Below are 26,306 nucleotides of genomic sequence, written 5' to 3'. Positions count from 1 at the left end.
CGGCGCCCGGGTCAGAACACGGGGACGACGGCGGTGATGCGCTTACCGCCGGAGGGCAGACAGGCCACCCTGACGTTGCGGGCCAGCCGGCAGACGATCGGCCAACCGCGACCGCCGGTGCGCTGTCGCCCCTGTTCGTCGAGCGGGTCGGTGGTGACCGGCAGCCGGTCGCTGCGGTCGCTGACGGAGACGCGCACGGCCGGCCCGTCCATGTCGACGTCGAATCCGGTGATGCCGCCACCGTGCAGGATCGCGTTGGTCGTCAGTTCCGAGGCGACGAGGAGGGCGTCCGAGAGGCCGTCCTCGTCGTACGGGCAGCCGATGGCTCCGCAGCTTCCGCTCACCGCCTGCCGGACCGCGCTGCGGACGTCGGCAGGACGGCACTGCTCGTGCCCTCCGCGCCCGAAGGCGCCGTCCTGCGCACCCCCGTGGTCGGTCGAGTCGTTCGTACGCATCCCTTCGCTCCCCTGGCTGGTCCCGGCTGGTCGGACGACCGCGCCTGCGCGGTGGGTTCGACACCCCATCCGCACCCGGCGCCCTCCTCCACCACACGGTGCGGTCGTCTCCCTTCCGGCTGGCCGCCCCCGCGACGGCCAAACCTCCCGGACGGGGAGCATTCGTCCCGCCGATCCGGGTAGGCGAACCACATGACCGATGTGGTGGACTCGGACGAACTGCTGCGGCGCATCCAGCGGGCGAGGGCCTGCGCCCACGAGGAGTTGCTGGCCTGGCGGGCCCGGAGCGCGGACCTCGCCCGGGCCGGCACGGAGCGCGCGGACGACGCGCGGGACGCCCGGACCCGGGGTCTCGCCTACGAAGCGGTGCTCAAGGTGCTGGACGAGATCGTGACGCCCGGCCGGAGCGCCGAGCCGCAGTGACGTGAGAACCGAGCCGCGTGGACGTGAAACAGGTCACGGGACCTGGTTTCGAGTGCACAAAATCTCCGCGAATGGTTTACGGTTCATTCATAGCTGGTGAGCGGGGTCGAAGCCACTCCTCCTCCGTGCACCACCCTTTACTGCCCTGGCTGGCCTCCCCCGTCCAGCCAGGGCTTTCCCATGCCCTCACGGCCGCCCTCATGACCCTCGTGCGAAAAGTGCGGCCCGCCGAGGTGCCCGAGGCGTCGGCAGCGGCTGAAATGGGAAGGGGAAGCAACCCCACCGATCGTCGGCGAGGAGCTCCGGGTCATGACCAAAGCGACGAAACTGCTGACCGCCCTTCCCCCGCCCCAGCGTCAGCGCCTGATGACGCTCGCCCGTGAGGTGTCCTTCCCGGAGGACGCCCGGATCTTCGACGCGGGAGGCGCCGCCGACCGTTTCTGGGTCATCCGTTCCGGCGCGGTCTCGCTCGTCCAGCAGGTGACGTCCCTGCGGCGGGTCACCGTCGCGAGCCTCGGCGCCGGCGACCTGCTGGGCTGGTCGTGGCTGTTCCCGCCCTACCGGTGGGACTTCGGCGCGGAGGCCTTCAGCCCCGTACGCGCCTACGAGTTCGAGGCGCAGCCGGTGCTCGCACTGTGCGACGAGGATCCGGCGCTCGGGCTGTCGCTGATACGGATCGTGGCCGAGATCCTGGCGCACCGTCTCGAGACGACCCGGGGCAAGCTGATGGAGCAGTACGGGGCACAAAGGCGCGGGGTGCTGTAGACCGCGCCCGGCTCGGGCGCAGTAGCGGTACCGGTTCGGACGCCGTACGGGATCAGACGCGGTACCGGCTCGGACGCTGTACCGACCCAGATGCGGTACCGGCTCAGACTCAGTACTGGCTCGGACTCAGTACCGGCTCGGATGCGGTAGGGGATCAGACGCGGTACCGGCGCAGTGCGGGCACGGCGGCCGCCAGGCCCAGCATCGACGCGACGACCAGCAGGCCGCCGCCCGCGACCGCGACCCGGGGCCCGAAGGCGGCGCCCGCGGTGCCGTGCAGGGCGTCGGCCAGCCGTGGGCCGCCCGCGACGACGACCGTGAAGACGCCCTGCATACGGCCGCGCATCTCGTCGGTGGCGGCGGACAGCAGGATCGCCCCGCGGAAGACCATGGAGACCATGTCGGCGACCCCGGCGCAGACCAGGAACACCACGGCGAGCCACAGGCTGCCGCTCAGTCCGAACCCGGCAATCGCCGCGCCCCAGGCGACGACCGCGCCGATGACCATCCAGCCGTGCCGCCGCGCCCGGGAGAACGTGCCGGAGAACAGGCCGCCCAGCACCGCGCCGATGGGGATCGCGGCGAACAGCAGGCCGAGGGCGAGCCCCTCGCCGTAGGAGGCGTACGTCTCGGCGGCGAGCTGTGGGAACAGGGCCCGGGGCATGCCGAAGACCATGGCGATGACATCGGCGAGGAAGGACAGCAGCAGGACCTTGTGCCCGGAGATGTAGCGGAACCCCTCGACGATCTCCCGCACTCCGGCGCGCCGGGCGGTGGCGCTCGCCAGGGGCGGCAGCGCGGGCAGGCGGGCCACGGCCCACAGCGTCACGCACAGCGCGACGGCGTCGAGGAGGTACAGCTCGGGCAGGCCGATGACGGGGATCAGGGAGCCCGCGAGCAGCGGCCCGGCGACCAGACCGGTCTGCATGACGGTCGAGCCGAGGGCGTTGGCGGCGGCGAGTTCGTCCGCCGGGACCAGTCGGGCGATGGAGGCGTTGCGGGCCGGCGCGTTGAGGCCGAAGAACGCCTGCTGGGTGGCGAGCAGCACCATCAGCACGGCCACCGAGTCGAGTCCCGAGACCGCCTGGAGCCAGAACAGCACCGAGGTGACGGCGATACCGGTATTGGTGACCAGCAGCAGCTTGCGCCGGTCGACGGTGTCGGCGACCGCGCCGCCCCACAGCGCGAACAGCACCATCGGCACCAGCCCGGCGAGGCTCGCGTAGCCGACCCAGGCGGAGGAGCCGGTGATGTCGTAGATCTGCTTGGGCACCGCGACGGCGGTGAGCTGGCTGCCCACGGCCGTGACGATGGTCGAGGACCACAGTCGCCGGTAGGCCGGCCGGCGCAGCGGTCGGGTGTCCATCGCCCAGCGGCGCCAGCCCCGCCGGGGCCGCTCCCGCGGACTCGGTTCGGTCTCCTCGGCCTCGGGTGCGGTGCTGCTCTCGCTCGTGTCCACGCGATTCCTGGTTGCTCGTTACATCTTTCGGTCCGGAGGTCACTATCCCAGCACCCGCTGTGCATTCACCGCTCTGTGGACGCGAGATCTCAGATTGCGGACGGCGTATGACGAGCCGTCAGCGGCTCAGGCCCCGACGACGAGCGTCACCCCGAGGACGATCATCGTGGCGGCGACGAGACCGTCCAGGACGCGCCAGGCGGCCGGCCGGGTCAGGAACCGGCCGAGCAGCCGGGCGCCGAAGCCCAGCGCGGCGAACCAGCACAGGCTGGCGAGAGCGGCGCCGAGACCGAAGGTCCAGCGCAGCGGGCCACGGTCGGCGGCGACGGAACCGAGCAGGAAGACCGTGTCGAGGTAGACGTGCGGGTTGAGCCAGGTCAGCGCCAGACAGGTCAGCACGGCCCGGCGCATGGAGCCCGCGCTCTCCCCCTCGGCCGCCAGCGCACCCGTGGGACGGAACGCCCGCCGGGCCGCCAGGGCCCCGTAGCAGAGCAGGAACAGGCCGCCGATCCAGCCGACCGCGGTCAGCGCCCCGGGCCAGGCCACCACCAGCGCGCCCACCCCGCCCACACCCAGGGCGATGAGCAGTGCGTCGGACAGGGCGCAGATCCCGACGACGGCGAGGACGGCGTCACGGCGGATGCCCTGACGCAGGACGAAGGCGTTCTGGGCGCCGATGGCGACGATGAGCGACAGACCGGTGCCGAAACCGGCGACCGCGGCGCTGAGGGTGTGGGACATGACGTCCACGCTAGGGAAGCGATCACTGTACGTACAGCTAAAGATTCTTACGTATCATTAGCTTTCGTGATGATCGGATGATGACGGACCTCCCGCTCGACCAGGTGCGCACGCTGCTCGCGGTGGTGGACGAGGGCACCTTCGACGCGGCCGCCGCCGCCCTGCATCTGACCCCGTCGGCGGTCAGTCAGCGGGTCAAGGCACTGGAGCAGCGCACGGGCCGGGTGCTGCTGCTGCGCACCAAGCCGGTGCGGGCCACGGAGTCGGGCGAGATCGTCGTCCGGTTCGCCCGCCAGCTGGCCCGGCTCGAACGCGACACGCGGTCCGAACTGGGCATGAGCGGCGAGGATGAGCCGGCCAGGGTGACGGTCGCGGTGAACGCGGACTCGCTCGCCACCTGGTTCCTGCCGGCCCTGACCCGGGTGCCGCGCGAGCCGCGGCTCTGCTTCGAACTGCACCGCGAGGACGAGACCCGCACGGCGGAGCTGCTGCGGGAAGGGCTGGTGATGGCCGCGGTGACCTCGTCGCCCGAGGCCGTGACCGGCTGCTCCGTGCGGGCCCTGGGCACGATGCGCTATCTGGCCGCCGCGACCCCGGACTTCGTCGCCCGCCATCTGGTCGACGGCCCGCTCCACGAAACCCTCGCCCGGGCGCCGGTGATGACCTTCGACCGGAGCGACGACCTCCAGGACGCGTTCGTCCGCGGGCTGCGCCGGGGCGCCGGCGGTGCGAGTGCGGTACGACAGGCCGTGCCGACCTCGGAGGGTTTCGTGGCCGCCGTGGTCGCAGGCCTCGGCTGGGGCATGGTGCCCGAGGCGCAGTCCGGCCCGCTGCTGCGCTCCGGGCGCCTGGTCTGTCTCGCCCCCGAACGCCCGCTGGACGTCCCGCTGTACTGGCAGCAGTGGAAGCTGGACTCCCCGGCACTGGCGGCGGTGGCGGACGCGGTGACGGCGACGGCGGCCGAGGCCCTCAGGAGCTGAGCCCGGCCAGCGTCGCCTGCGCACTGTCCAGCAGCATCTCCAGCGCCGTCGGATAGGCGCTGGTCACCATGCGGGTCGACAGCAGCGGGGCCGCCTCGGCGATCCGGGGGTGGGTCTCGGCGGGCAGCCGGGCGTACGTCGAGCGCCACACCGCTTCGTCGGCGCGCTGCGCGGCCCGCGGCAGGGCCAGGGACGCGGCGTCCAGGGCGGCGAAGGCCAGCGTCTGGTCGATGAAGGCGTGGTAGATCCGCACGGTGTCCGGCAGCGGGAACCCGGCGGTGCGCAGCACGTCCAGGACGGCCTCGTCGGCGGCGAGTTCGTTGGCCCGGCCGGTCACCCGGCTCGCGGTCAGCTGGGCGGCCTGCGGATGGGCGACGTAGGCGGCGTGGATACGCAGCCCGACGGTGTGCAGATCCGTGCGCCACTCCCCCGTCGGCCGCCAGCCGCGCAACGCCTCGCCGACGAGCGCGTCGCCGATGGCCAGGGTCAGCTCGTCCATGCCCCGGAAGTACCGGTAGAGGGTGCTGGGGTCGCAGTCGAGGGCGATGCCGAGACGGCGGGCGGTGAGGCCGGCGCTGCCGTGCTCGCGCAGGAGGCGCAGCGCCGCCTCGACGATCAGCCGCTCGGACAGCACGATGCCGCTCCTGGTGGGCCGGCGCCGGCGCCGCTTCTCCTCGGGTACGACCTGTTTGGCCACGGTCCTCGCCCCTCGTCCCCTCGTCCCGCACTCACCGGTCTTATGCCAACGCCATTGACCTTACGCGGACGCGCGGCGTTGTATCTCTCTCAGGGCCCCCCTTCGCACACCTTCGTTCGCAGCCTCAGCCGAGGGAGTTCTCGTCATGCGTGTCCTGCTCGTGGGCGCCGGCGGTGTGGGCACCGCCATCACCCGCATCGCCGCCCGCCGTCCGTTCTTCGAGGCGCTGGTGGTCGCCGACTACGACCCCGCCCGTGCCACCGCCGCCGTCGACGCGATTGCCGGCGACGACCGCTTCCACGCCGAGCGCGTCGACGCAGGCGACGAGGCGGCGGTGGCCGACCTGCTCGCCCGCCACCGCTGCGACGTCCTGCTCAACGCCACCGACCCGCGTTTCGTGATGCCGCTGTTCCGTGCGGCGCGCGCCGCCGGGGCCACCTACGTCGACATGGCGATGTCGTTGTCGCGGCCACACCCCGACCGGCCGTACGAGGAGTGCGGGGTCCGGCTCGGCGACGCGCAGTTCGCCGAGGCCGACGACTGGGCCGAGGCAGGCGCCCTGGCCCTGGTCGGCATGGGGGTCGAGCCGGGTCTGTCGGACGTCTTCGCCCGGTACGCCGCCGACGAACTCTTCGACGAGATCGAGGAGATCGGCATCCGCGACGGCGCCGACCTCACCGTCGACGGCCACGACTTCGCGCCCTCCTTCAACATCTGGACCACCATCGAGGAGTGTCTGAACCCGCCGGTGGTCTACGAGGCCGACCGGGGCTGGTTCACCACCGCGCCCTTCAGTGAACCCGAGGTGTTCGACTTCCCCGAGGGCATCGGGCCGGTGGAGTGCGTGAACGTCGAGCACGAGGAGGTGCTGCTCGTGCCGCGCTGGGTGAAGGCGCGCCGGGTCACCTTCAAGTACGGCCTGGGCAACGAGTTCATCGAGACCCTGAAGACGCTGCACCTGCTGGGACTGGACCGCACCGCACCCGTCACCGTGCCCGGCGAGCAGGGACCGGTGCGGGTCTCGCCCCGGGACGTGGTGGCCGCCTGTCTGCCCGACCCGGCGACCCTGGGCGAGTTGATGCACGGCAAGACCTGCGCGGGGACCTGGGTGCGGGGCGTGAAGGACGGCGCGCCACGCGACGTGTACCTGTACCACGTGGTCGACAACCAGTGGTCCATGGCCGAGTACGGCAGCCAGGCCGTGGTGTGGCAGACCGCCGTCAACCCGGTGGTCGCCCTCGAACTGCTCGCCACGGGCGCGTGGTCCGGCGCGGGGGTCCTGGGCCCCGAGGCGTTCCCGCCCCGCCCCTTCCTCGACCTGCTCACGGCGTACGGCTCCCCGTGGGGGCAACGGGAGCAGTGAACGTTTTTCCGGGCCTGCCCGGTTTCACCGCCGCCCCTGCGGTGACCCGCTCGGGAGCAACTCCGGAAAAGCACACACGACGAGATCGCAGGTGACTTCGATGGACGACTGGCGAGAGCACGCCGAGTGCCGCCACGAGGACCCCGACCTCTTCTTCCCGATCGGTACCTCCGGTCCGGCACTGCTCCAGACGGAGCAGGCGAAGACGGTCTGCCGACGCTGCCCGGTACAGGAGGCCTGCCTGGGGTGGGCCATGGAGACCGATCAGAGCCTCGGGGTCTGGGGCGGCACGAGCGAGAACGAACGACGCGCCCTCAAGCGGCGCATCAGGGCCCGACGCAGCTCGTGAGCCGCGGGTCGATGCCCGAGCCGGCGCCCGAACGGCCGGGCCGCAGATCGGCGTTCGGGCCGCAGATGGACGTCCGGGCCGGCCGGTCACCGGCCGGCCCGGCGCGGCGGCCCACGCCCGGACGGCGGCTGGGCGGCCGGCTAGCCGTCTCCGGGCGCCGTCGCCGCGGGCAGCCGCAGAGTGAAGACGCTGCCCGCGCCCGGGGTGCTCGCCGCCTGCGCCGTGCCGCCGTGGGCGTCCGTCAGCTGACGGACGATCGGCAGACCGAGACCGCTGCCGCCGGTGCGGCGGCTGCGTGACTTCTCCGCCCGCCAGAACCGCTCGAAGACATGCGGTAGATCCTCGGCGGCGATTCCCGTGCCGGTGTCGGCGACCTCCAGGACGACCCGCTCGCCGTCCCCCCGGGCGGTCAGGGTGACCGTGCCGTCGGGCGGGGTGTGGCGTACCGCGTTGGTGACCAGGTTGCCGAGCGCCTGCCGCAGCCGCACCGGGTCGGCGTCCAGCCAGGGAGCGCCCTCGGTCTCGGTGCGCAGGCGCACGCCGGCCGTGTCGGCGGCGACCCGGTGGGCGGCGGTGACCTGGGCGAGCAGATCGTCGGCGGGCACCGGTTCGCGGTGCAGCCGCAGGGTGCCCGCGTCGGCCGCCGCGAGGTCGCGCAGGTCGTCGATGACGCGCTGGAGCAGCAGGGCCTCCTCGTGCAGGGCGCCGAGCAGTTCGGTGTCGGGTTCCACGAGGCCGTCGCGGGCGACCTCCAGCCACCCCCGGATGTTCGTGAGCGGGCTGCGCAGTTCGTGCGCCACATCGCTGACGAACGCCTTGCGCTGGGCCTCCAGCCGTTCCCGGCGTTCGGCCAGGTCGTTGAAGGCCTCCGCGAGGAGCCCGGTCTCGTCGCGCGTCGTGACGGGCACGCGGACGTGCCGGTCCGGGGGCTGCCCCGCGGCCTCGGTCAGGGCGCGCAGGGGCCGTACCAGGCGGGTGGCGACGACGACGGTGACGGCGACGGTCACGGCCAGCACCAGCCCGGCCGCGCCGACGACCTTCGCCTTGTTGGCGGGGGACATGACCCAGCGGGGAGCCGCGCCGTCGTCCCCGACGCCCAGGAACAACTCGGCGACCGGGGCGACGTACGGGTCGAGCTGGGCGCGCCGGGCGCTCTCCAGACAGGTCTGGGCCGCGTGCAGGGCCGCCTTGCCGTCCCCGTCCCGGCCGCCCGCCACCTTGACGAACGCGGGCGCCGGGGTCGGGCTGCGGACGGACGTGCCGGGCAGGCCGGCGCCGAACAGCAGGGGCGTGCCGGGGTCCAGGCCCGCACGGGTCAGACAGCCGCCGGCGCGCTCCTGGAGCGCTGTCAGCGCCTTCCCCTCCGTGGGCATGGGCGTGTCGAGCTGCCGTTGCCCGTCCCCGCACTCCTCGGCCAGGTATCCGGAGGTGGTGGAGTCCGTGCCGGTGACCACCGGACGACCGCTCGGGGCGTGGGTGACGGTCGTGTCGATGCCGTAGCGGGAGAGGCAGCGCTGCCGGGCGCGGGCCGCGCCGTCGAGTTCCGCGCGTTCGTTCGGGGTGAGCCGGTAGGGGCCCACCACGCGCGGGTCGGTTCCGCTCAGCTGGGCGCCCGGCTCGCTGTAGGTGTCGGTGCGCAGCGGGTCGACGCTGGCGGCGGCGCTCGGCGGCAGGGAGGTGCCGCGCGGCGCGGAGTCGGCCAGGGGTGTGCGGTCGGCGGTGGTCAGGGCGATGCGCCGGCCGGTCCGCGCGGACAGGTCACGGACCGTCGCCTCGACGCCCGTCCATTCGGGGTGGGCGGCGGCGTAGCCGCTGAGCTGCGCGAGGATGTCCATGTCGTCGGCGAGGGCCTGGCCCTGTTCCTCCCGCAGCGCGCGGGTGGTGGTGGTGACGGCGAGCCAGGCGGTGGCGGCCACCGAGCACACGGCGATCAGGACGGACGCGATCAGCAGACGGACCAGCAGTCGCTTGCGCAGCGGTATGCGGGTGCGGGTGCGGGTGCGGGCGGGGTTCACGCGTGGCCGCCGCTGAGTTTGTAACCGACGCCGAACACCGTCAGCAGCCGCTCGGGTCTGCGCGGGTCGGCCTCGATCTTCCGGCGCAGGTTCATGATGTGCACGTCGATCGCCCGTTCCGTCGAGGCCCGGTCGAAGCCGCGGGTGCACTGGAGCAACTGACGTCGGGAGAAGACCCGTTCGGGTTCGGCGGCCATGGCCAGCAGGATCTGGAACTCGGCCGGTGTGCACTCCACCGGCTCGCCGGCGCAGCGCACCTCGTGCCGCTCGGGATCGACGGCGAGCCCCGCGGCCCGGACGACGGCGTCGTCCCGCCGGTCGGCGCCGGCCCGCCCGCTGCGCCGCAGGACGGTACGGATGCGGGCCATCAGCTCGCGTGGACTGTAGGGCTTGGTCATGTAGTCGTCGGCGCCCAGTTCCAGGCCCAGCAGCACATCGTCCTCGCCGGCCCGGGCGGTCAGCATCAGGACCGGGACGTCGTCGTCCCGGCGCAGCACCCGGCACACCCCGAAGCCGTCGATGACCGGCAGCATGAGGTCGAGGACGACGAGGTCGGGCCGGTCGCGCCGCACCGCGTCCAGCGCGGCCGCGCCGTCGTGCACGACGGTGGCGGTGTGCCCCTCGGCGAGCAGCGAGCGGCGGATGAGTTCGGCCTGCATCGCGTCGTCCTCGGCGACCAGTACATGAGCGCACACGCGACAACTCCGTTTGTTCAGCGGGCCAGAGAGGCATGGTCGCCCATGACGACCACAGGGTGCAGGGCGGGGTCCAGGGCGAGGAGCAGCTCCTTCATGTGCTGCTCGGCGATGCTCACACAGCCGTGGGTGGGGCCGCCGTGGTCGACGTGCAGCCAGATGCCGCCGCCGCGTTCGGCGCCGAGGGGGCGGGTCCAGTCGAGGGGCGAGGTGCCGGGCTCGCGGTTGTAGTCGATCGCGATCACGTAGTCGAAGGAGCCTCGCAGCGATTCGCCCTCGAATCCGGTGCCGGGCGAGGTGAAGCCGGTGCCGCGGTCGTAGGAGAGCCGGGTGCCGGGGTCGCGCAGCAGGCCGCCGGCGTCGGTGAGGCCGTAGACGCCGATGGGCGAGCGCAGGTCGCCGCCCCTGTGGTGGTCGCTCCAGCCGTGCAGCGCGTTGTGCGCGGGCCATGGCTCCCCCGCCTGCCAGCCGGCCTCGGCACGCCGGTACAGGACCACCGTGGAGAGCGGGGAGTCGCGGCCCCGGCCGGTCACCACGACCACCTGAGCCGCGTCGTCGGGCACGGCCGCCAGGGTCTTCGTCCCCAGGCCGGGTATCCCCCGCGGTGCCGCCTCGACGGAGACCACGGGCGCGGGTGTGCCGGGCGTCGCCGGTGCGCCGGGCCTCTCCGGTGGGCCGGGCCTCTCCGGTGGGCCGGCGGCGGTGGCGCCGGGCCGGTGCTCCGGCGTGGCCGCCGCGCCGCCGCCGCATCCGGTGAGCAGGAGGGACGCGGCGAGCAGCGCGGCCCGGCGACGAGGGGTGATCATCGTTCGACTGTCGTCGACAGGTGTGTGGAACTCGTCAGGTTCCGGGGCCTGTTCGGGCGCTACGGCCTGCCGGGCTTGCCCCGGCCGTACAGCCAGGTCCGGAACAGCGCGCCGAGGTCCTGCCCGGACTCCCGTTCCGCAAGCCGTTCGAACTGGGCGGTGGTGCCGTGGCCGTGGCGGTGCGCGGTGGCCCAGGCGCGCAGGACGCGGAAGAAGGCTCGGTCTCCGACGGCGGTGCGCAGGGCGTGCAGGGTCATGGCGCCGCGGGCGTAGACGGGGGTGCCGAAGATGTGCGCGCCGCTGCCGGGGCCGCCGGGCGGGAACGCCCACAGGCCGTCGGTGGCGGGGCGGGCGTACAGGGCGTCGAAGGTCTCCTGGGCGGTGCTGCCGCCGTGCTGTTCGGCGTAGAGCCACTCGGTGTAGGTGGCGAAGCCCTCGTTGAGCCAGATGTCCTTCCAGGAGGTGAGGGAGACGGAGTCGCCGAACCACTGGTGGGCGCTCTCGTGGACGAGGGTGCTCAGGTCGGGGCCCGGTCGTACACGGGCCGGGACTGGGTCTCCAGGGCGTAGCCGACGTCCGGGGCGTGGTCGACGATGGAGCCGGCGGCGCGGAACGGGTAGGGCCCGAACAGCCCGCTCTCCCACTCCAGCACGGAGGGCAGCTGCTTGAGGACGGGCGCGGCGGCCGCGGCCTCGCGTGGGTCGACGGCGTCGTAGACGTTGAGGCCGGCGCGGGTCGTGTACTGCTCGACCTGGAACTTCCCCACGGTGGCGGTGGCGAGGTAGGCGGCCATGGGTTCGCTCTGGCGCCAGCGGAAGGTCGTCCTGCCGTTCGTGGTGCGCCGGCCGAGGAGGACGCCGTTGGCGACGGCGGCGCGGTCCTCGGGGACGGTGATCGTGAAGTCGTAGGAGGACTTGTCGAGGGGGTGGTTGTTGGCCGGGAACCAGGTCATGGCGCCCTGCGGTTCGCCGGCGACGAAGGCCCCGTCGTCGGTGGGGATCCAGCCGTCGAGGGAGCCGTCGGGGTCGGTGACCGGGGCGGGGGTGCCGTGGTAGGCGACGGAGACCTGGAACCGCTCGCCCTTGCGCAGGGCGCGCCGCGGTGTGACGACGAGTTCCTGGCCGTCGCGCCGGTGTGCGGCCTTGACGTGGTCGACGGTCAGGCCGGTGACCTTCAGTCCTTGGAGGTCGAGGTCGAAGCGGGTCAGCCGCTGGGTGGCGCGGGCGGTCAGGACCGCCTGGCCGTCGAGGTGCCGGCTGCCCGGGTCGTAGCGGAGGGTCAGGTCGTAGTGGGTCACGTGGTAGCCGCCGTTGCCGGCGAGCGGGAAGTAGGGGTCGCCGACGCCCGCGGCGCCCGTCGGTCCGGCCGCGGTGGCGGGTCCGGCCGCCGTGAGCAGCGCCGCCAGGGCGACGGGGACGGTGAGGGCGACGGTTTCGCGGCGCAGAAGGGTGGTGGCGCGTCTGCGGGACTGTGTCACGTGCGCTCCTGGGGGGGTGGCGTGTGATCAAACGTCCTCAGACTAGGGACTGGGGCCCCGTTCCTCCCCCTCGTTCAGGTCAAGCCGAGCGGTGTCCGCGGGCCTGCGGGGCCTACGCTCGGCAGGACCTGCCCACCCGACAACGGACGGACGGCCCGCCCATGAGTGTCCGCGTGCGTCGCGTCTACGACCCGCCCGAGCCCGACGACGGGGTGCGGGTCCTGGTCGACCGGCTGTGGCCGCGCGGTGTGTCCAAGGACGCGGCCCGCGTGGACGAGTGGCCCAAGGGCCTCACCCCGTCGACCGAACTGCGCCGCTGGTACCACGCGGGCGAGGGGCCGTACGAGGAGTTCGCGCGGCGCTACGAGGCTGAGCTGACCGCCCCGGAGGCGGCCGGACTCCTCGACCGGCTGCGTGAGTCGGTCCGCGAGGGCCCGGTGACGCTGCTGACGTCCGCGAAGTCCCCGGCGCAGAGCCACACGGCGGTGCTGGTCCGCCTGCTGGAGGCGGACCAGCCCTGACGACCCGTGCCGGTCCGTCAGCCGGTCTGCCGGGCCGCGGCCCGGCCTGCGGCCCGGCCGGAGAAGAGGCAGCCGCCGAGGAAGGTGCCTTCGAGGGCGTTGTAGCCGTGCACGCCGCCGCCGCCGAAGCCGGCCACCTCGCCCGCCGCGTACAGGCCCTCGACCGGCTGTCCGTCGGCGCCCAGGGCGCGCGAGTCGAGGTCGGTCTGTATGCCGCCGAGGGTCTTGCGGGTGAGGACGTGCAGCTTGACGGCGATGAGCGGGCCGGCCCCGGGGTCCAGGATCCGGTGCGGGGTGGCGACCCGGCCGAGCCGGTCGCCGATGTAGCGGCGGGCGTTGCGGATGCCCTGGACCTGGGAGTCCTTGGCGTACGGGTTGGCGATCTGGAGGTCGCGGGCCTCTATCTGACGGCGCAGGCCGTCCACGTCGAGCAGCGGCTTCTCCGTCAGGCCGTTCATCTTCTCGACGAGCTTGTCGAGGGTGTCGGCGATGACGAAGTCCGCGCCGCGGTCCAGGAACGCCTGCACCGGCGCCGGAGCGCCCTTGCCGAGCAGCCGGTCGCGCAGGACGGCCCTGCGGTCCTTGGCGGTGATGTCCGGGTTCTGCTCGGAGCCCGAGAGCGCGAACTCCTTCTCGACGATCTTGCGCGTGAGGATGAACCAGGAGTGGTCGTGCCCGGCGATGTCCTCGGTCGTGCGCAGGTACTTGAGCGTGTTGAGGGTGTCGTAGCCCGGCAGACACGGGTCGGGCAGGCGGCGGCCGAGGGCGTCGAACCACAGGGAGGACGGGCCGGGCAGGATGCGGATGCCGTGGCCGGGCCAGATCGGGTCCCAGTTCTGGATGCCCTCGGTGTAGTGCCACATGCGGTCGCGGTTGACCAGCCGGACGCCGGCCTCGGCGCTGATGTCGAGCATGCGGCCGTCGACGTAGGCGGGGACCCCGGTGACCATCTCGGCGGGTGGTGTGCCGAGCCGCTCGGGCCAGTAGCGCCGCACGATGTCGTGGTCGGCGCCGATGCCGCCGCTGGTGACGACCACGGCCTGGGCGGTCAGCTCGAAGTCGCCGATCCGGTCGCGGTTCGAGGCGACGCCGCGCGCGGAGTCGTCGGGGGCGAGGACCGTGCCGCGCACCCCGCGGGCGGCGCCGTCCTCGAGGACCAGCTCGTCCACCTGGTGCCGGTGGTAGAAGGTCAGCAGCCCGTCCTTCGCGGCCTGCTTGGCGTACCGCACGAACGGTTCGACGACGCCCGTGCCGGTGCCCCAGGCGACGTGGAAGCGGGGCACGGAGTTGCCGTGTCCGTCGGCGCGCAGGTCGCCGCGCTCCGCCCAGCCGACGGTCGGCACGAAGGAGATCCCGTGCCCGGCGAGCCAGGTCCGCTTCTCCCCCGCCGCGAACTCGACGTAGGCGCGCGCCCAGCGCACCGCCCAGGAGTCCTCGTCGTCGGCGCGGTCGAACTGCGCGCTGCCCTGCCAGTCGCTCCAGGCGAGGTCGAAGGAGTCCTTGATGCCGAGGCGACGCTGCTCCGGCGAGTCGACGAGGAAGAGCCCGCCGAAGGACCAGAACGCCTGGCCGCCGAGGTTGGCCGCGTTCTCCTGGTCGACCAGGGCGACCCGCCGGCCCCTGCTGGTGAGTTCGTGGGCCGCGACCAGGCCCGCGAGGCCCGCTCCGACGACGATGACGTCCGCGTCCATGGCGTCCGCTGCCTTTCTCCTGAAAGAGGTCATTCCGGGGTGCCGCTGCCGTCGGTCAGCAGCGCGGTGAGCAGTTGCTTCAGCCAGACACGGGCGCCCTCGACGTCCTTGTCCAGCAGCAGTTGGGCGGTGACTCCGTCGTAGGCGGCGACCACGGCGTGCGCCGCGCTGTCGACGTCCCCGAGCACGGCCGGCAGGGTGGCGAGGCCCCGGGCCCGGGCGAGCCGGTCGGCGATCGCCCGCCGCAGCCGCGCCCGGTGTTCCAGCAGGGTCTGGGCGACGTCCGGAGCGCGTGCGGCGTGCACCAGGAAGTCGGTCTTCACCAGGAGCCAGTCCAGGTCGAGGAGGAGCACCTCGGTGACGCGGTCGACGGCCGCGGGCACGTCGAGGTCGGGTCCGTCGAGGGCGAGGGCGCCGGACACCTGCTCGGCGATCAGGTCGGCCCGTTGCCGGTAGAGGGCGAAGAAGAGTTCGTCCAGGCTGTCGAAGTTGGAGTAGAAGGCGCCCCTGCTGTAGCCGGCGGCCTCGCAGACCTCCTCGATGGAGACCCGCCCGAAGCCCTTGGCGGCGAACACCTCGAACGCGGCGTCCAGCAGCTTGGCCCGGGTGCGGACCCGGCGCCGGGTGACGCGCCCGGTCGTCCGTCCGGACTGCTCGGCCGTCTGTTCGGTCTGCTTCGCCGCCATCTCGGACCTCCGTTCGATACGGGAATGTATCCGATACACCGATGTATCGAAAGGCCTCTCGAAACAAGCCGCATCACCCTCGCTCGCGCGTGCGACAACCGAAGGGAACATATTTTCGATTAAGGCGTACGCTGGAACCATGACCACGCACCACCTCCAGGGCTCCCTCTTCGACCAGACCGACGAACTGCGCCTCGGCCCCCTCGACGGGATCCGCCGGACCACGCTCGGCGCGGGCGCCTGGATCGACGTGCTGCCGGGCTGGCTCACCGGATCGGACGCCCTGTTCGAACAGCTGGCCGCCGAGGTCCCGTGGCGTGCCGAGCGCCGGAAGATGTACGACAACGTCATCGACGTACCGCGCCTGCTCGCGTTCTACGGAGCCGGCGAGGAGCTGCCCCACCCGGTGCTGACCCAGGCGCGTCGGGCCCTGTCCGCGCACTACGCCGAGGAACTGGGCGAGCCCTTCGTCACCGCCGGTCTGTGCCACTACCGCGACGGCCGGGACAGCGTCGCCTGGCACGGCGACCGGATCGGCCGCGGCGCCCGGCAGGACACCATGGTGGCGATCCTCTCCGTGGGCTCCCCGCGCGACCTGCTGCTGCGCCCGGCAGGCGGCGGCGAGACGACGCGGCGCCCGCTGGGGCACGGTGACCTGATCGTGATGGGCGGCTCCTGCCAGCGGACCTGGGAGCACTGCGTCCCAAAGTCCACCCGCGCCGCCGGGCCGCGCATCAGCGTCCAGTTCCGCCCGGACGGCGTGCGCTGAAACGGAGCCGACGGTACCTGTGTCCTGACCGCGACACGACCGATGTCGTCACCGTCGTCGCGGGGCTCGGGGTTGTGTGGGCGATGCCCATGCTCTTCCTCGTGGGGTGGTCGCCTTCGCCCACGGCGTGGTCGGCTGGTCGGCGCCGATCGTCGTCAAGTACGCGGTGATCGTGACCGCTTCGCTGACGGCGCTCCTGCTGGTGTACGAGTACGGGGTGCGCCGGACCCGGGTGACGGGATCGCTGTTCGGCATGCGTGGAGCCCCACCGTCCACATCCACCCGCTGATCTGCTTTGCTGTCCCCGTCGAGCACGAATCTCCAGGACACGGGACGGCCATGCGGGCAGACGTACGGCAAGTGGCGGACGGCACCTACCTGGTGCACGGCAGCAACACCAACTGGGTCATCCTCACCGAAGGGGACGCCGTCACCCTGATCGACACCGGCTACCCGGGAGACCGCCAGCTGGTCCTGGACTCCCTCGCCTTCGTGGGCAGTTCGCCGGAGGCCGTCACGGCCGTACTGATCACCCACGCCCACAACGACCACCTGGGCTCCGCCGAGCACCTGCGCTCGGTGTACGGCACCCCGGTGTATCTGCACGAGGCCGAAGTGCCGCACGCCCGCCGGGACTTCCTCCAGCAGGTGACCGTGGGCGAGGTGCTGAGGAACGGCTGGCGGCCCGGCGTGCTGCCCTGGACGGTGCACGCGCTGCGCTCCGGCGGCACGGAGCAGCACCCGGTCACCGCGCCCGAGGCGTTCCCGGGCGACGGCGGAGCGCTCGACCTGCCCGGCCGTCCCGTCCCGGTGCACACCCCCGGCCACACCAGCGGCCACGCCGTCTTCCACCTGCCGCAGGCGGGCGTCGTCGTCTCCGGCGACGCCCTGGTCAGCGGCCACCCGACCTCGCGCCTGACGGGGCCGCAGCTGCTGCCGGACATGTTCCACCACGAGCGGGGCCGCGCGGTGGAGTCCCTGGACGTGATCGAGGGGCTGGCGGGCGACCTGCTGCTGCCCGGGCACGGCCCGCTGCACCAGGGGTCCGTGAAGGCGGCGGCCCAGCAGGCGCGCGAACGCGCCGTCTAAGGTCAGGCCATGGCTTTGCAGATCAGCGCCACCAACCCGGAGCATCCGGCACTCCTGCTGGAGCTGCCCTGGCACCTGCCCCTGGAGGAGTGGCCCGAGGAGGTCCTCGTCCCGCTGCCGCGCGGCATCTCCCGCCACGTGGTGCGCTACGCCCAGGCAGGCGACGAGGTGATCGCCGTCAAGGAGCTCGCCGAACGCCCCGCGCTGCGCGAGTACGAGCTGCTGCGCGACCTGGACCGGCTCGGCATCCCCGCCGTCGACCCGCTGGCCGTGGTCACCGGCCGCGCCGACGCGGGCGGCCTCGCGCTGGAGCCGGTGCTGGTCACCCGGCACCTGGGCGGCTCGATGCCGTACCGCTCGATGTTCGAGACGACGATGCGCCCGGCGACCATGCACCGGCTCATGGACGCCCTCGCCGTGCTGCTGGTGCGGCTGCATCTGGCCGGGTTCGCGTGGGGCGACTGCTCACTGTCCAACACGCTGTTCCGGCGGGACGCGGGCGCCTACGCCGCCTATCTCGTCGACGCCGAGACCGGCGACCTGCACGCCCAGCTGAGCCCCGGCCAGCGCGACTACGACCTCGACCTCGCCCGCGTCAACATCAGCGGCGAGCTGCTCGATCTGGAGGCGTCCGGGGCGCTGCACCCCTCGGTGGACCCGATCGAGTTCGGCACCGAGATCTGCGCCCGCTACGGGGCGCTGTGGCAGGAGCTGACCCGCGCCTCGGTCTACCCGGCGGGCAAGTACCACTACATCGAGCGCCGGATCCGCAGGCTCAACGAGCTGGGTTTCGACGTCGCCGAGATGCAGATCGAGCACTCCTCCAACGGCGACACGGTCACCTTCGTGCCGAAGGTCGTCGACGCGGGCCACCACCAGCGTCAACTGCTGCGCCTCACCGGCCTGGACACCGAGGAGAACCAGGCCCGGCGGCTGCTGAACGACCTGGAGAGCTGGATGGCCACCCAGGACGACTACGCCCCGGGCGACCCCCTCACGGCCCGCCCGGAGGTGCTGGCGCACCGCTGGGTACGCGACGTGTTCCGGCCCACCGTGCGCGCGGTCCCCCTCGAGCTGCGCGGCTCCATGGACGCGGCGGAGATCTACCACGAGCTCCTCGAACACCGCTGGTACCTCTCGGAGCACGCGCAGCACGACATCGGGCTCGACACGGCGGTCGAGGACTACATCCAGAAGATCCTGCCCAAGGCGCGGGAGACCCTGGAGCCGACGATCCCGGAGTGAGTCACTCGTGGGGCACGACGGCGACCGGGCAGTCCGCGTGGTGCAGGACGCCGTGCGCCACCGAGCCGATCCGGGCGCCCACGGCCGTGCGGTGGGCGCGGCGGCCGACCACCATCAGCTGCGCCCGCCCGGACACCGACAGCAGCACCTGCCCGGCGCTGCCCATCTCCACGTGCTCCACCACCGGCACGTCGGGGAACCGCGCCCGCCACGGCTCCAGGGCTTCGGCCAGCGCCTTCTTCTCGAACGGCTCCAGGCCGCCGGCCTCGTCCGCGAGCTTGAGCGAGCCGGGGCTGTAGGCGAACACCGGCGGGAGCGTCCAGGCCCGTACCGCACGCACGGCCGCGCCCCGGGTCGCCGCCGTCTCGAACGCGAAGCGCAGCGCCGCGGCGCTGTCCTCGGGCTCTCCGTGCTGGCCGACGACGATCTCCTGGCCGGCCACCTCGGACGAGGGCTTGTCACCGGCCCGGACCAGCACGACGGGGCACGCGGCCTCGGTGATGACCTGCTGGCCGACCGAGCCCAGCAGGAACCCGACGACCGGTCCGTGCCCGCGCGAGCCGAGCACCAGCAGCTCCGCCTCCGCCGCGGCGGCGACCAGCGTCCCGATCGGGCTGCCCTCCCGGACGTCGACGGTGACGGCCGGCCCCGGGTACCGCTCGGCGACCGTCGCGACGGCCCGCCGTACGGAGTCGCGCACCCACTGCTCCTGGGCGTCCCGGTCCGCCACGTCGGCCGCCGCGTTCGGCTGGAACCCCCAGGCGTGCACCACCCGTAGATTCAGGCCTCGCCGGACGGCCTCCCGGGCCGCCCAGGCGAGCGCCGCGATGCTCTCGTCCGTCCCGTCGACCCCTGCCGTGATCGGGCCCGTCATCCCGCCGCCTCCTCGTGTCGTGATCACATCCGTCGGGCCCCAGTCTTCACTACGCTGCGGGCATGGCCTTGGACTGGGAGCAAGTGATCGTCGACGCGACCGACCCGTCGGCGCTGGGGCGCTGGTGGGCCGCGGCCCTCGGATGGGTCGTGGTCAACGACGCGCCCGACGAGTACGAGATCCGACCGGAGCAGGACCGGACGCCGGGCCTGCTCTTCGTGCCGGTGCCGGAGAAGAAGACCGTCAAGAACCGGCTCCACCTGGACTTCCGCCCCGACGACCAGCCCGCCGAGGTGGCCCGTCTGCTGTCCCTGGGCGCCCGCCACGCGGACATCGGACAGGGCGAGCAGCCGTGGGTGACGCTGTTCGACCCCGAGGGCAACGAGTTCTGCGTGCTGGGTGCGCGGCAGCCGTCTTGACCGCGTGCGCCCTGCCCTGTGCTCAGAGCGCGCGGTCCGCCGATATCCCGGAGCGGACCGGGGCGATCGAACATACGATGGGCGGAGCCGGCGCGGGCTTCGCCGTGCCGCCGTGAGTGACGACCCTCTCGGGGTGGGAGACGTATGGCACAGGCCGCCGATTCGGCGCGGACCGTCATCCTGACCGTGGACGACGACCCGGGGGTCTCCCGGGCCGTCGCCCGGGATCTGCGGCGCCGTTACGGCGCCGCGTACCGGATCGTGCGCGCCGAGTCCGGGGAGTCCGCGCTGGAGGCGCTGCGCGAGCTGAAGCTCCGCGGCGACCTGGTCGCCGTCATCCTCGCCGACTACCGGATGCCCCAGATGAACGGCATCGAGTTCCTCGAACAGGCCCTGGACGTGTATCCGGGCGCCCGGCGGGTGCTGCTGACCGCGTACGCGGACACGAGCGCGGCGATCGACGCGATCAACGTCGTCGACCTCGACCACTATCTGCTGAAGCCGTGGGACCCGCCCGAGGAGAAGCTCTACCCCGTCCTGGACGACCTGCTGGACGCCTGGCGCTCCAGCGACTACCGGCCCGTGCCCGCCACGAAGGTGGTCGGGCACCGCTGGTCGGCCCGGTCGTCGCAGGTACGGGAGTTCCTGGCCCGCAACCAGGTGCCGTACCGCTGGTACTCCGCCGACGAGCCCGAGGGGCAGCGGCTGCTGGCCGCGGCCGGGGTCGACGGACAGCGGTTGCCGCTGGTGGTCACCGCGGACGGCACGCCCCTGGTCGAGCCGGACGCGCCCGAACTGGCCGCCCACGTGGGGCTGGCGACGACGCCGACGGCCGACTTCTACGACCTGGTCGTGATCGGCGGCGGCCCGGCCGGGCTCGGCGCGGCGGTGTACGGGGCCTCCGAGGGGCTGCGGACGGTGCTCGTGGAGCGGTCCGCGACCGGCGGACAGGCCGGGCAGAGCTCCCGCATCGAGAACTACCTGGGCTTCCCGGACGGGGTGTCCGGGGCCCAGCTCACCGACCGCGCACGGCGGCAGGCCACCAAGTTCGGCGCCGAGATCCTCACCGCGCGCGAGGTCACCGGGCTCGAGGTCAACGGCTCCGCGCGCGTCGTGCGGTTCTCGGACGGCTCGGCGGTGGCCGCGCACAGCGTGATCCTCGCGACGGGCGTGTCCTACCGGCAGCTGGCGGCGCCGGGCTGCGACGACCTGACCGGCTGCGGGGTCTTCTACGGATCCGCGCTCACCGAGGCGTCCTCCTGCCAGGGGCAGGACGTGTACATCGTGGGCGGCGCCAACTCGGCCGGCCAGGCGGCCATGTACCTCGCCAGAGGCGCCAAGTCCGTCACGCTGCTGGTGCGCGGGGAGTCCCTGGCGGCCTCGATGTCGTACTACCTGATCCAGCAGATCGACGAGTCGCCCAACATCTCCGTGCGCCCCGGCACGGTCGTCGACGCCGCGCACGGGGACGGTCACCTGGAGCAGCTGACGCTGCGGGACGTGACGACCGGCGAGACCGAACTCGTCGACGCGCAGTGGATGTTCGTGTTCATCGGCGCGGCCCCGCTGACCGACTGGCTGGACGGCACGGTGCTGCGCGACGAGCGCGGGTTCATCCTCGCCGGACCCGATCTCACGCCCGACGGGCGGCCGCCGGCGGACTGGGCGCTGGACCGGCCGCCGTACCACCTGGAGACCAGTATTCCCGGCGTGTTCGTGGCGGGCGACGCGCGCGCCGAGTCCGCGAAGCGCGTCGCGTCCGCCGTAGGAGAGGGAGCCATGTCCGTGATGCTCGTCCACCGGTATCTGGAGCAGTCATGAGCGGGCGGTTGATGCCGTGCAGCCCGACCGAGATCAGCTCGCTGTTCCTGTTCGAGAAGCTCTCCCCCGAACAGCTCGGACGGCTGTGCAGCGAGGGCCGGGTGGAGCGGTTCGAGCCCGGTCCGGTGTACACCGAGGGCGATCCGGCGACCTGCTTCTACGTGATGGTCGAGGGCACGGTGGTGCTGTACCGCCGGGTCGGCGGGGACGACGTCGAGGTGAGCCGCACCTCCCAGCGCGGGGTGTACGCCGGGGCCATGCAGGCCTACCTGGGGGACCAGGTGCCGCAGGTCTACAACAACTCGATGCGGGTCACCGAGCCGACGCGGTTCTTCGTGCTGCCCGCCGAGTCGTTCTCGGCCATCATGCGGGAGTGGTTCCCGATGGCGGCGCACCTGCTGGAGGGCCTGTTCTTCGGCTCGAAGAACACCCAGCGGGCCATCGGGCAGCGGGAACGGCTGCTGGCCCTGGGCTCGTTGTCGGCGGGTCTCACCCATGAGCTCAACAACCCGGCCGCGGCGGCCGTGCGCGCCACCGCGACGCTGCGGGAGCGGGTGGCGAAGATGCGGCACAAGCTGGCCGTCATCGCCTCCGGAGCGTACGACCCGGAGGCGCTGGCCCGGTTGATCGAGATCCAGGAGCGCACCGCCGAACTGGTCGCGAAGGCACCGGTGTTGAGCCCGCTGGAGGCCTCCGACCGGGAGGACGACCTCACCGACTGGCTCGACGACCACGGCATCCAGGAGGGCTGGCGGATCGCGCCGACCTTCGTGCAGGCCGGGCTGGACGTGGACTGGCTGGAGCAGATCGCGGCCGCCGTCGACGAGGAGATCCTGCCGAGCGCGATGGGGTGGCTCAACTACACGGTCGAGACCGAACTGTTGATGGACGAGATCGGCGACTCCACCAACCGCATCTCGCACCTCGTCGACGCCGCCAAGCAGTACTCGCAGCTCGACCGCGCCCCCTACCGGGTCGTCGACGTGCACGAACTCCTCGACAGCACGCTGCTGATGCTGTCGGGCAAGATCGGACCGCGCATCGAGGTCGTCAAGGACTACGACCGTGCGCTGCCGGCGATCCCGGCCTATCCGGCGGAGCTCAACCAGGTGTGGACGAACCTCGTCGACAACGCCGTGTTCGCCATCAACAGCATCGGCGGGGAAGGCACGTTGACGGTGCGGACGGCCCGCGAGGGCGACCGACTGCTGGTGGAGTTCCGCGACACGGGCCCCGGTATCCCGCCGGACGTCCGGGGCCGCATCTTCGACCCGTTCTTCACCACCAAGCCGGTGGGCGAGGGCACGGGGCTCGGTCTGGACATCTCCTGGCGGATCGTCGTCAACAAGCACCACGGCGGCCTTCATGTGGAGTCCGTGCCGGGCGACACCCGCTTCCAGGTGCTGCTGCCGCTGACCGCCCCCGACCCCGACAGCGCACCGGACCCCGAGACCGCCGAGGAGCCCGCATGACCGACGTAGACGCCATCGACCCGAGCGTCCCGCCCAGCAGCGCCGGCTGCGTGGACTGCGACGCGGCGGGCGGCTGGTGGTTCCACCTGCGGCGCTGCGCGAGCTGCGGCCATGTCGGCTGCTGCGACTCCTCCCCCGCGCAGCACGCCACCGCGCACTACAAGGCGACCGGGCATCCCCTGGTCCGCAGTTTCGAGCCGGGCGAGGAGTGGTTCTGGGACTACTCCACCGACGAGCTGTACGAGTCCGGGCCCGAGCTCGCCCCACCGGCCGCGCACCCCGCGGACCAACCCGTGCCGGGCCCGGCCGGGCGGGTGCCGGAGGACTGGGCGCGGTCACTGCACCGTTGAGATCGTCCCGGCCGGGCTCCGTTCCTGGTCGCGGGCCGTGTTGTCGGTGGCGCGTGCCAGGATGGAGTCGTGTCGCAGACCGTGTTCGCCACTCCGTTCATCGGCCGGGAAGAGGAACTCGCCCGGCTCTCCGGCGTGCTGGAACGGGCCCGGGGCGGTGAGTCGCGCGCGGTGCTGATCGCCGGGGACGCCGGCGTGGGCAAGACCCGGATGCTGGACGAGGTCGCCACGCGGGCGGCCCGCTCCGGCATGACCGTGCTCACCGGGCACTGCGTCGACCTCGGTGACGTGGGGCTGCCGTATCTGCCGTTCACCGAGATCCTGGGCCTGCTCGCCGCCGACGAGCGGTTCGCCGCCGTCCTGGCCGCGCACCCCCTGGTCGACCGGCTGCTCGGCGCGGGCACGGACACCGCGCGGGACGACGCGGGGCTCGCCCCTCGGTCCGGCAGCGGGGAAGGGCGGCTGAGACTGTTCGAGGGGATGGCGGCGCTGCTCGCCGACCTGTCGGACGTCACGCCGCTGCTCCTCGTCCTGGAGGACCTGCACTGGGCCGACCAGTCCTCCCGGGACCTGCTGCGCTTCCTGCTCAGCCGGGGCTTCCTGCAACGGCCCACGGGCAACGGCTCCGGTCACCGGCTGGCGGTCCTGGCCTCCTACCGGGCGGACGACCTGCACCGCCGGCACCCGCTGCGCCCGCTGCTGGCGGAGCTGGTGCGGCTGCCGGCCGTGGACCGGCTGGAGCTGCGGCCGCTGGCGGACGCCGACGTGGCCCGGCTGCTGCGCGCCCTGGAGGACCGGCCGCTGCCGGACGCCACGGTGCGCCGCATCGTGGAGCGCGCGGAGGGCAACGCCTTCTACGCGGAGGAGCTGCTGGCGGCCACGGACACGGAGGCCGGCGGAATGCCCAGCGGGCTGGCCGACCTCCTCCTCATCCGCGTCGAGCAACTCCCCGAGACCGCCCAGCAGGTGCTGCGCACCGCCGCCGTCGCCGGCCGGCGCGTGGAACACGACCTGCTGCGGGACGCGGTGGGGCTGCCCGAGGACGAGCTGGAGTCGGCGCTGCGGGAAGCCGTCGGCCACCAGCTCCTGGTCGCGGGCGACGACGGCGCGTACGCCTTCCGGCACGCCCTCGCACGCGAGGCGGTGTACGCGGATCTGCTGCCGGGTGAACGCTCCCGGCTGCACGGCGCGTTCGCCGCTCTGCTGGCCGGGCGGGGCCACCATCCCGAGACCGCGGCGGAGCGCGCCCACCACTACCGCGAGAGCCATGACCTGGGCGAGGCCCTCGCCGCCTCGCTGGAGGCCGCCGACCACGCCCGGCGGGTCGGCGCGCCCGCCGAGGAACTACGCCATCTCGAGGCCCTTCTCGACCTCTGGGAGTCGGTGCCCGCGTCGGCCCTTCCGTCCGGTGAGGGGCGCGACCGGGTCACGCTGATGCTGCGCGCCTCGGCGGCGGCAGCGCACGCCGGGGAGGCGCACCGCGCGGTCTCCCTGACCCGGGCCGCGCTCGCGGGCGTCGGCCAGGACACCGACTCCGAACTCGCCGCCCGCGTGCGGTACACGCTGGCCGGCACGCTCATGGGCGTCGACAGTCTGACGGCCGCGTTCGCCTACAGCAGCGAGGCGTTGGCGATGATCCCCGCCGAACCGCCGTCGCCGACCTGGGTGTGGGCCGCCGCCACGCATGTCCTGGCGGCCCGTCAGGTCGGTGACTCCGAGACCGCGCTGCGGGTCGCGCGCCGGGCGTTGCGCGCCGCCGAGCAACTCGATCTGACCGACGCACGTGCCGACCTGTTGGTCTCGCTGGCCAACCTCGAGGGCGACGGCCGCCGCTCCGCCGAGGGGCGCGTGAGGCTCACGGAGGCGCGGGAACTGGCCCGGCGCGGCGGCAACGCCCCGGTGGAGATGCGGGCCCTGTTCACCCTGGCCATGGGCGCGTACGAGGCCGGGGAGCTGGAGGAGTGCCTGCCCTGGCTGGCCGAGGGCCTGGACCGCGCCCGCCGGGCGGGGCTGCTGTCCTCGCCGTATCCGCTGGAGATGCGCTACCTCCAGCTGCTGGTGCTCTACACGCTGGGCCGCTGGGACGAGTGCCTGCGGACGGCGGCGACCGACCTGGCGGTGCTGCCGGCGTCGGGTGGCTTCGCGGTGGGTCCCGCCCTGTACGTGGGCCTCGCGCGCGGCGACAAGGGCGTCGTCGACCGGGCCCGGACCCTGCTGGACGGGCGCTTCGACTGGATGGCGGCGCTCGTCGCGGGCATCGTGCTGACCGACGTGGCGGTACTGAGCGGGGACGCCGAGGCGGCGGTGGCCCGGCTGCGGTCCTCGGTCGAAGCCCTCACGGACGACGTGGGCATGCTCCCGGACGTCACGGTCCGGCTCACCGCGCTCGCCCTCACGGCGGTCGCCGACGCGGCGTCCGGGGCTCGGCGCGACGGTGACGAGGCGGCGGCCGGCCGCTGGTCGGCGGTCGCGACGGAGCTCCTGGAGCCGGCCCGGGCGGTGGCCCTGCGGGGCGCGACCGGGGTGCCGCAGGGTCCGGAGGGGCGCGCCTGGCTGGCCCGCGCGGAGGCCGAGTGGGCATGGGCCACCACCGGGCCCGACCCGGCGGCCTGGGAGAGGACGGTGGCGGCGTTCGGTTACGGCGACGCCTACGAACGCGCCCGCTGCCGGCTGCGGTACGCGCAGGCCCTGCTGGCGGCAGGGCGACGCGAGGACGCGGCGGCCGAGGCCCGCGCCGCCCGGGAGACGGCCGTACGGCTGGGCGCCACGACCCTGCTGGAGCGGGCGGACGACCTGGTCCGCCGCGGGCGCCTCGGCGACGCCGGGTCCACCGCCCGGGGCGGTCCGGTCGCCCTGACGGCCCGGGAGCGGGATGTCCTGCGGCTGCTCGCGCTCGGCCGGAGCAACCGGCAGATCGGCGAGGAACTGTTCATCAGCGGCAAGACGGCGAGCGTCCATGTCTCCAACATCCTCGCCAAGCTGAGCGCGGCGAGCCGTACGGAGGCCGTGGCGATCGCCTACCGCGAGCGGCTGCTCGCACCGGAGCTCGGCGCGTCGGGCTGACCCGCCCGGCGGCCTCGGCCCGGCCACTGCGGGCGGGCGTTCAGTGGGCCGGCGTTCAGCGTGCGCGCAGCATGCGTTCAG

General features: G+C 73.2%; 25 protein-coding genes and 1 pseudogene. 15 read left to right on the top strand and 11 right to left on the bottom strand.

Annotated elements, in window-relative coordinates:
- Positions 1-11: 11 nt before the first annotated feature.
- Positions 12-455: an ATP-binding protein gene (locus ACIRPU_RS08605; protein ID WP_403863423.1), complete on the bottom strand. Its 444-nt coding sequence runs from the start codon at positions 453-455 to the stop codon at positions 12-14.
- 192 nt (positions 456-647) lie between these two features.
- On the opposite strand from ACIRPU_RS08605, the gene ACIRPU_RS08600 reads away from it, so the two are divergent.
- Both ACIRPU_RS08600 and ACIRPU_RS08595 read left to right on the top strand, forming a co-directional pair.
- A complete protein-coding gene (locus tag ACIRPU_RS08600; RefSeq protein ID WP_403863420.1) occupies positions 648-878 on the top strand; it encodes a hypothetical protein in 231 nt (76 codons plus the stop codon).
- A gap of 309 nt (positions 879-1,187) precedes the next feature.
- The gene (locus tag ACIRPU_RS08595) at positions 1,188-1,643 is read left to right on the top strand and encodes a cyclic nucleotide-binding domain-containing protein (protein WP_403863417.1); all 456 of its coding nucleotides are present in this window, start codon (positions 1,188-1,190) and stop codon (positions 1,641-1,643) included.
- Between the two features lie 154 nt (positions 1,644-1,797).
- Here ACIRPU_RS08595 and ACIRPU_RS08590 read toward each other — a convergent pair whose 3' ends face one another.
- Together ACIRPU_RS08590 and ACIRPU_RS08585 are read right to left on the bottom strand one after the other, a co-directional pair.
- Entirely contained in the window at positions 1,798-3,102 is a 1,305-nt protein-coding gene (locus ACIRPU_RS08590; RefSeq protein ID WP_403863414.1) for an MFS transporter, read from the bottom strand.
- A 126-nt stretch (positions 3,103-3,228) separates the two neighbouring features.
- Positions 3,229-3,843: a LysE/ArgO family amino acid transporter gene (locus ACIRPU_RS08585; protein WP_403863411.1), complete on the bottom strand. Its 615-nt coding sequence runs from the start codon at positions 3,841-3,843 to the stop codon at positions 3,229-3,231.
- Positions 3,844-3,920: 77 nt separating this feature from the next.
- On the opposite strand from ACIRPU_RS08585, the gene ACIRPU_RS08580 reads away from it, so the two are divergent.
- Positions 3,921-4,823, top strand: coding sequence for a LysR family transcriptional regulator ArgP (locus tag ACIRPU_RS08580; protein WP_403863408.1), 903 nt, complete (start codon positions 3,921-3,923; stop codon positions 4,821-4,823).
- On the opposite strand, the gene ACIRPU_RS08575 is transcribed toward ACIRPU_RS08580, so the two are convergent.
- Positions 4,813-5,520 carry a TetR/AcrR family transcriptional regulator gene (locus ACIRPU_RS08575; RefSeq protein ID WP_403863405.1) on the bottom strand — a complete coding sequence of 236 codons (708 nt, stop codon included), beginning with the start codon at positions 5,518-5,520 and terminating at the stop codon, positions 4,813-4,815. The two genes, ACIRPU_RS08580 and ACIRPU_RS08575, sit on opposite strands and share 11 nt — an antisense overlap.
- A 145-nt stretch (positions 5,521-5,665) precedes the next feature.
- On the opposite strand from ACIRPU_RS08575, the gene ACIRPU_RS08570 reads away from it, so the two are divergent.
- Together ACIRPU_RS08570 and ACIRPU_RS08565 are read left to right on the top strand one after the other, a co-directional pair.
- The gene (locus ACIRPU_RS08570; protein WP_403863402.1) at positions 5,666-6,883 is read left to right on the top strand and encodes a saccharopine dehydrogenase family protein; all 1,218 of its coding nucleotides are present in this window, start codon (positions 5,666-5,668) and stop codon (positions 6,881-6,883) included.
- A gap of 100 nt (positions 6,884-6,983) precedes the next feature.
- Entirely contained in the window at positions 6,984-7,232 is a 249-nt protein-coding gene (locus tag ACIRPU_RS08565) for a WhiB family transcriptional regulator (protein WP_355706903.1), read from the top strand.
- Positions 7,233-7,372: 140 nt separating this feature from the next.
- Here ACIRPU_RS08565 and ACIRPU_RS08560 read toward each other — a convergent pair whose 3' ends face one another.
- The 4 genes and pseudogenes from ACIRPU_RS08560 to ACIRPU_RS08545 form a co-directional block, all read right to left on the bottom strand.
- On the bottom strand, positions 7,373-9,247 hold the full coding sequence (locus ACIRPU_RS08560) for a sensor histidine kinase (RefSeq protein ID WP_403863399.1): 1,875 nt from the start codon (positions 9,245-9,247) through the stop codon (positions 7,373-7,375).
- Complete coding sequence (locus ACIRPU_RS08555; RefSeq protein WP_403863396.1) at positions 9,244-9,942, bottom strand: response regulator; 699 nt, start codon at positions 9,940-9,942, stop codon at positions 9,244-9,246. The genes ACIRPU_RS08560 and ACIRPU_RS08555 overlap by 4 nt, the downstream gene beginning before the upstream one ends.
- 17 nt (positions 9,943-9,959) lie before the next feature.
- A complete protein-coding gene (locus tag ACIRPU_RS08550) occupies positions 9,960-10,748 on the bottom strand; it encodes a hypothetical protein (RefSeq protein ID WP_403863393.1) in 789 nt (262 codons plus the stop codon).
- A 59-nt stretch (positions 10,749-10,807) separates the two neighbouring features.
- Positions 10,808-12,225 (bottom strand): annotated as a pseudogene (locus ACIRPU_RS08545) (M1 family metallopeptidase).
- 161 nt (positions 12,226-12,386) lie between these two features.
- Here ACIRPU_RS08545 and ACIRPU_RS08540 point away from each other — a divergent pair.
- Positions 12,387-12,746, top strand: coding sequence for a DUF488 family protein (locus ACIRPU_RS08540; protein WP_355706908.1), 360 nt, complete (start codon positions 12,387-12,389; stop codon positions 12,744-12,746).
- A gap of 17 nt (positions 12,747-12,763) precedes the next feature.
- On the opposite strand, the gene ACIRPU_RS08535 is transcribed toward ACIRPU_RS08540, so the two are convergent.
- Both ACIRPU_RS08535 and ACIRPU_RS08530 read right to left on the bottom strand, forming a co-directional pair.
- A complete protein-coding gene (locus ACIRPU_RS08535; protein ID WP_403863389.1) occupies positions 12,764-14,437 on the bottom strand; it encodes an FAD-binding dehydrogenase in 1,674 nt (557 codons plus the stop codon).
- 29 nt (positions 14,438-14,466) lie between these two features.
- The gene (locus ACIRPU_RS08530) at positions 14,467-15,123 is read right to left on the bottom strand and encodes a TetR/AcrR family transcriptional regulator (RefSeq protein WP_355706910.1); all 657 of its coding nucleotides are present in this window, start codon (positions 15,121-15,123) and stop codon (positions 14,467-14,469) included.
- Positions 15,124-15,262: 139 nt separating this feature from the next.
- On the opposite strand from ACIRPU_RS08530, the gene ACIRPU_RS08525 reads away from it, so the two are divergent.
- The 4 genes from ACIRPU_RS08525 (at position 15,263) to ACIRPU_RS08510 (ending at position 18,226) form a co-directional block, all read left to right on the top strand.
- Complete coding sequence (locus ACIRPU_RS08525) at positions 15,263-15,892, top strand: alpha-ketoglutarate-dependent dioxygenase AlkB (protein WP_403863386.1); 630 nt, start codon at positions 15,263-15,265, stop codon at positions 15,890-15,892.
- A 106-nt stretch (positions 15,893-15,998) separates the two neighbouring features.
- On the top strand, positions 15,999-16,181 hold the full coding sequence (locus ACIRPU_RS08520; protein ID WP_403863383.1) for a hypothetical protein: 183 nt from the start codon (positions 15,999-16,001) through the stop codon (positions 16,179-16,181).
- A gap of 50 nt (positions 16,182-16,231) precedes the next feature.
- Entirely contained in the window at positions 16,232-16,981 is a 750-nt protein-coding gene (locus ACIRPU_RS08515) for an MBL fold metallo-hydrolase (protein ID WP_403863380.1), read from the top strand.
- A gap of 9 nt (positions 16,982-16,990) precedes the next feature.
- Positions 16,991-18,226, top strand: a complete 1,236-nt coding sequence (locus ACIRPU_RS08510; RefSeq protein ID WP_403863377.1) for a DUF4032 domain-containing protein — start codon at positions 16,991-16,993, stop codon at positions 18,224-18,226.
- A 1-nt stretch (position 18,227) separates the two neighbouring features.
- Here ACIRPU_RS08510 and ACIRPU_RS08505 read toward each other — a convergent pair whose 3' ends face one another.
- Positions 18,228-19,100, bottom strand: coding sequence for a universal stress protein (locus ACIRPU_RS08505; RefSeq protein WP_403863374.1), 873 nt, complete (start codon positions 19,098-19,100; stop codon positions 18,228-18,230).
- A 62-nt stretch (positions 19,101-19,162) separates the two neighbouring features.
- On the opposite strand from ACIRPU_RS08505, the gene ACIRPU_RS08500 reads away from it, so the two are divergent.
- The 5 genes from ACIRPU_RS08500 (at position 19,163) to ACIRPU_RS08480 (ending at position 26,225) form a co-directional block, all read left to right on the top strand.
- Positions 19,163-19,519 (top strand): VOC family protein, encoded by a 357-nt coding sequence (locus ACIRPU_RS08500; RefSeq protein WP_355706914.1) that lies wholly within the window; start codon positions 19,163-19,165, stop codon positions 19,517-19,519.
- A 144-nt stretch (positions 19,520-19,663) separates the two neighbouring features.
- Entirely contained in the window at positions 19,664-21,340 is a 1,677-nt protein-coding gene (locus ACIRPU_RS08495; protein ID WP_355706915.1) for an FAD-dependent oxidoreductase, read from the top strand.
- Positions 21,337-22,812 (top strand): ATP-binding protein, encoded by a 1,476-nt coding sequence (locus ACIRPU_RS08490; RefSeq protein ID WP_403863370.1) that lies wholly within the window; start codon positions 21,337-21,339, stop codon positions 22,810-22,812. The genes ACIRPU_RS08495 and ACIRPU_RS08490 overlap by 4 nt, the downstream gene beginning before the upstream one ends.
- Complete coding sequence (locus tag ACIRPU_RS08485) at positions 22,809-23,162, top strand: UBP-type zinc finger domain-containing protein (RefSeq protein ID WP_403863367.1); 354 nt, start codon at positions 22,809-22,811, stop codon at positions 23,160-23,162. Before ACIRPU_RS08490 ends, ACIRPU_RS08485 begins: the two co-directional genes overlap by 4 nt.
- A 69-nt stretch (positions 23,163-23,231) precedes the next feature.
- On the top strand, positions 23,232-26,225 hold the full coding sequence (locus ACIRPU_RS08480; RefSeq protein WP_403863364.1) for an ATP-binding protein: 2,994 nt from the start codon (positions 23,232-23,234) through the stop codon (positions 26,223-26,225).
- The last annotated feature ends 81 nt before the right edge of the window (positions 26,226-26,306 follow it).

This window comes from Streptomyces sp. NPDC102259 (assembly GCF_044766465.1).
Taxonomy (GTDB): domain Bacteria; phylum Actinomycetota; class Actinomycetes; order Streptomycetales; family Streptomycetaceae; genus Streptomyces.
This window is presented reverse-complemented; position numbering and strand designations above follow the sequence as displayed.

Bases quoted from the DNA above. Each gene is read 5' to 3' on its own strand.
- ACIRPU_RS08485 (WP_403863367.1), top strand. From the start codon at position 22,809: ATGACCGACGTAGACGCCATCGACCCGAGCGTCCCGCCCAGCAGCGCC.
- ACIRPU_RS08605 (WP_403863423.1), bottom strand. From the start codon at position 455: ATGCGTACGAACGACTCGACCGACCACGGGGGTGCGCAGGACGGCGCC.
- ACIRPU_RS08570 (WP_403863402.1), top strand. From the start codon at position 5,666: ATGCGTGTCCTGCTCGTGGGCGCCGGCGGTGTGGGCACCGCCATCACC.
- ACIRPU_RS08525 (WP_403863386.1), top strand. From the start codon at position 15,263: ATGACCACGCACCACCTCCAGGGCTCCCTCTTCGACCAGACCGACGAA.
- ACIRPU_RS08535 (WP_403863389.1), bottom strand. From the start codon at position 14,437: ATGGACGCGGACGTCATCGTCGTCGGAGCGGGCCTCGCGGGCCTGGTC.
- ACIRPU_RS08565 (WP_355706903.1), top strand. From the start codon at position 6,984: ATGGACGACTGGCGAGAGCACGCCGAGTGCCGCCACGAGGACCCCGAC.
- ACIRPU_RS08530 (WP_355706910.1), bottom strand. From the start codon at position 15,123: ATGGCGGCGAAGCAGACCGAACAGACGGCCGAGCAGTCCGGACGGACG.
- ACIRPU_RS08600 (WP_403863420.1), top strand. From the start codon at position 648: ATGACCGATGTGGTGGACTCGGACGAACTGCTGCGGCGCATCCAGCGG.
- ACIRPU_RS08580 (WP_403863408.1), top strand. From the start codon at position 3,921: ATGATGACGGACCTCCCGCTCGACCAGGTGCGCACGCTGCTCGCGGTG.
- ACIRPU_RS08550 (WP_403863393.1), bottom strand. From the start codon at position 10,748: ATGATCACCCCTCGTCGCCGGGCCGCGCTGCTCGCCGCGTCCCTCCTG.
- ACIRPU_RS08505 (WP_403863374.1), bottom strand. From the start codon at position 19,100: ATGACGGGCCCGATCACGGCAGGGGTCGACGGGACGGACGAGAGCATC.
- ACIRPU_RS08515 (WP_403863380.1), top strand. From the start codon at position 16,232: ATGCGGGCAGACGTACGGCAAGTGGCGGACGGCACCTACCTGGTGCAC.
- ACIRPU_RS08490 (WP_403863370.1), top strand. From the start codon at position 21,337: ATGAGCGGGCGGTTGATGCCGTGCAGCCCGACCGAGATCAGCTCGCTG.
- ACIRPU_RS08495 (WP_355706915.1), top strand. From the start codon at position 19,664: ATGGCACAGGCCGCCGATTCGGCGCGGACCGTCATCCTGACCGTGGAC.
- ACIRPU_RS08585 (WP_403863411.1), bottom strand. From the start codon at position 3,843: ATGTCCCACACCCTCAGCGCCGCGGTCGCCGGTTTCGGCACCGGTCTG.
- ACIRPU_RS08540 (WP_355706908.1), top strand. From the start codon at position 12,387: ATGAGTGTCCGCGTGCGTCGCGTCTACGACCCGCCCGAGCCCGACGAC.
- ACIRPU_RS08510 (WP_403863377.1), top strand. From the start codon at position 16,991: ATGGCTTTGCAGATCAGCGCCACCAACCCGGAGCATCCGGCACTCCTG.
- ACIRPU_RS08595 (WP_403863417.1), top strand. From the start codon at position 1,188: ATGACCAAAGCGACGAAACTGCTGACCGCCCTTCCCCCGCCCCAGCGT.
- ACIRPU_RS08500 (WP_355706914.1), top strand. From the start codon at position 19,163: ATGGCCTTGGACTGGGAGCAAGTGATCGTCGACGCGACCGACCCGTCG.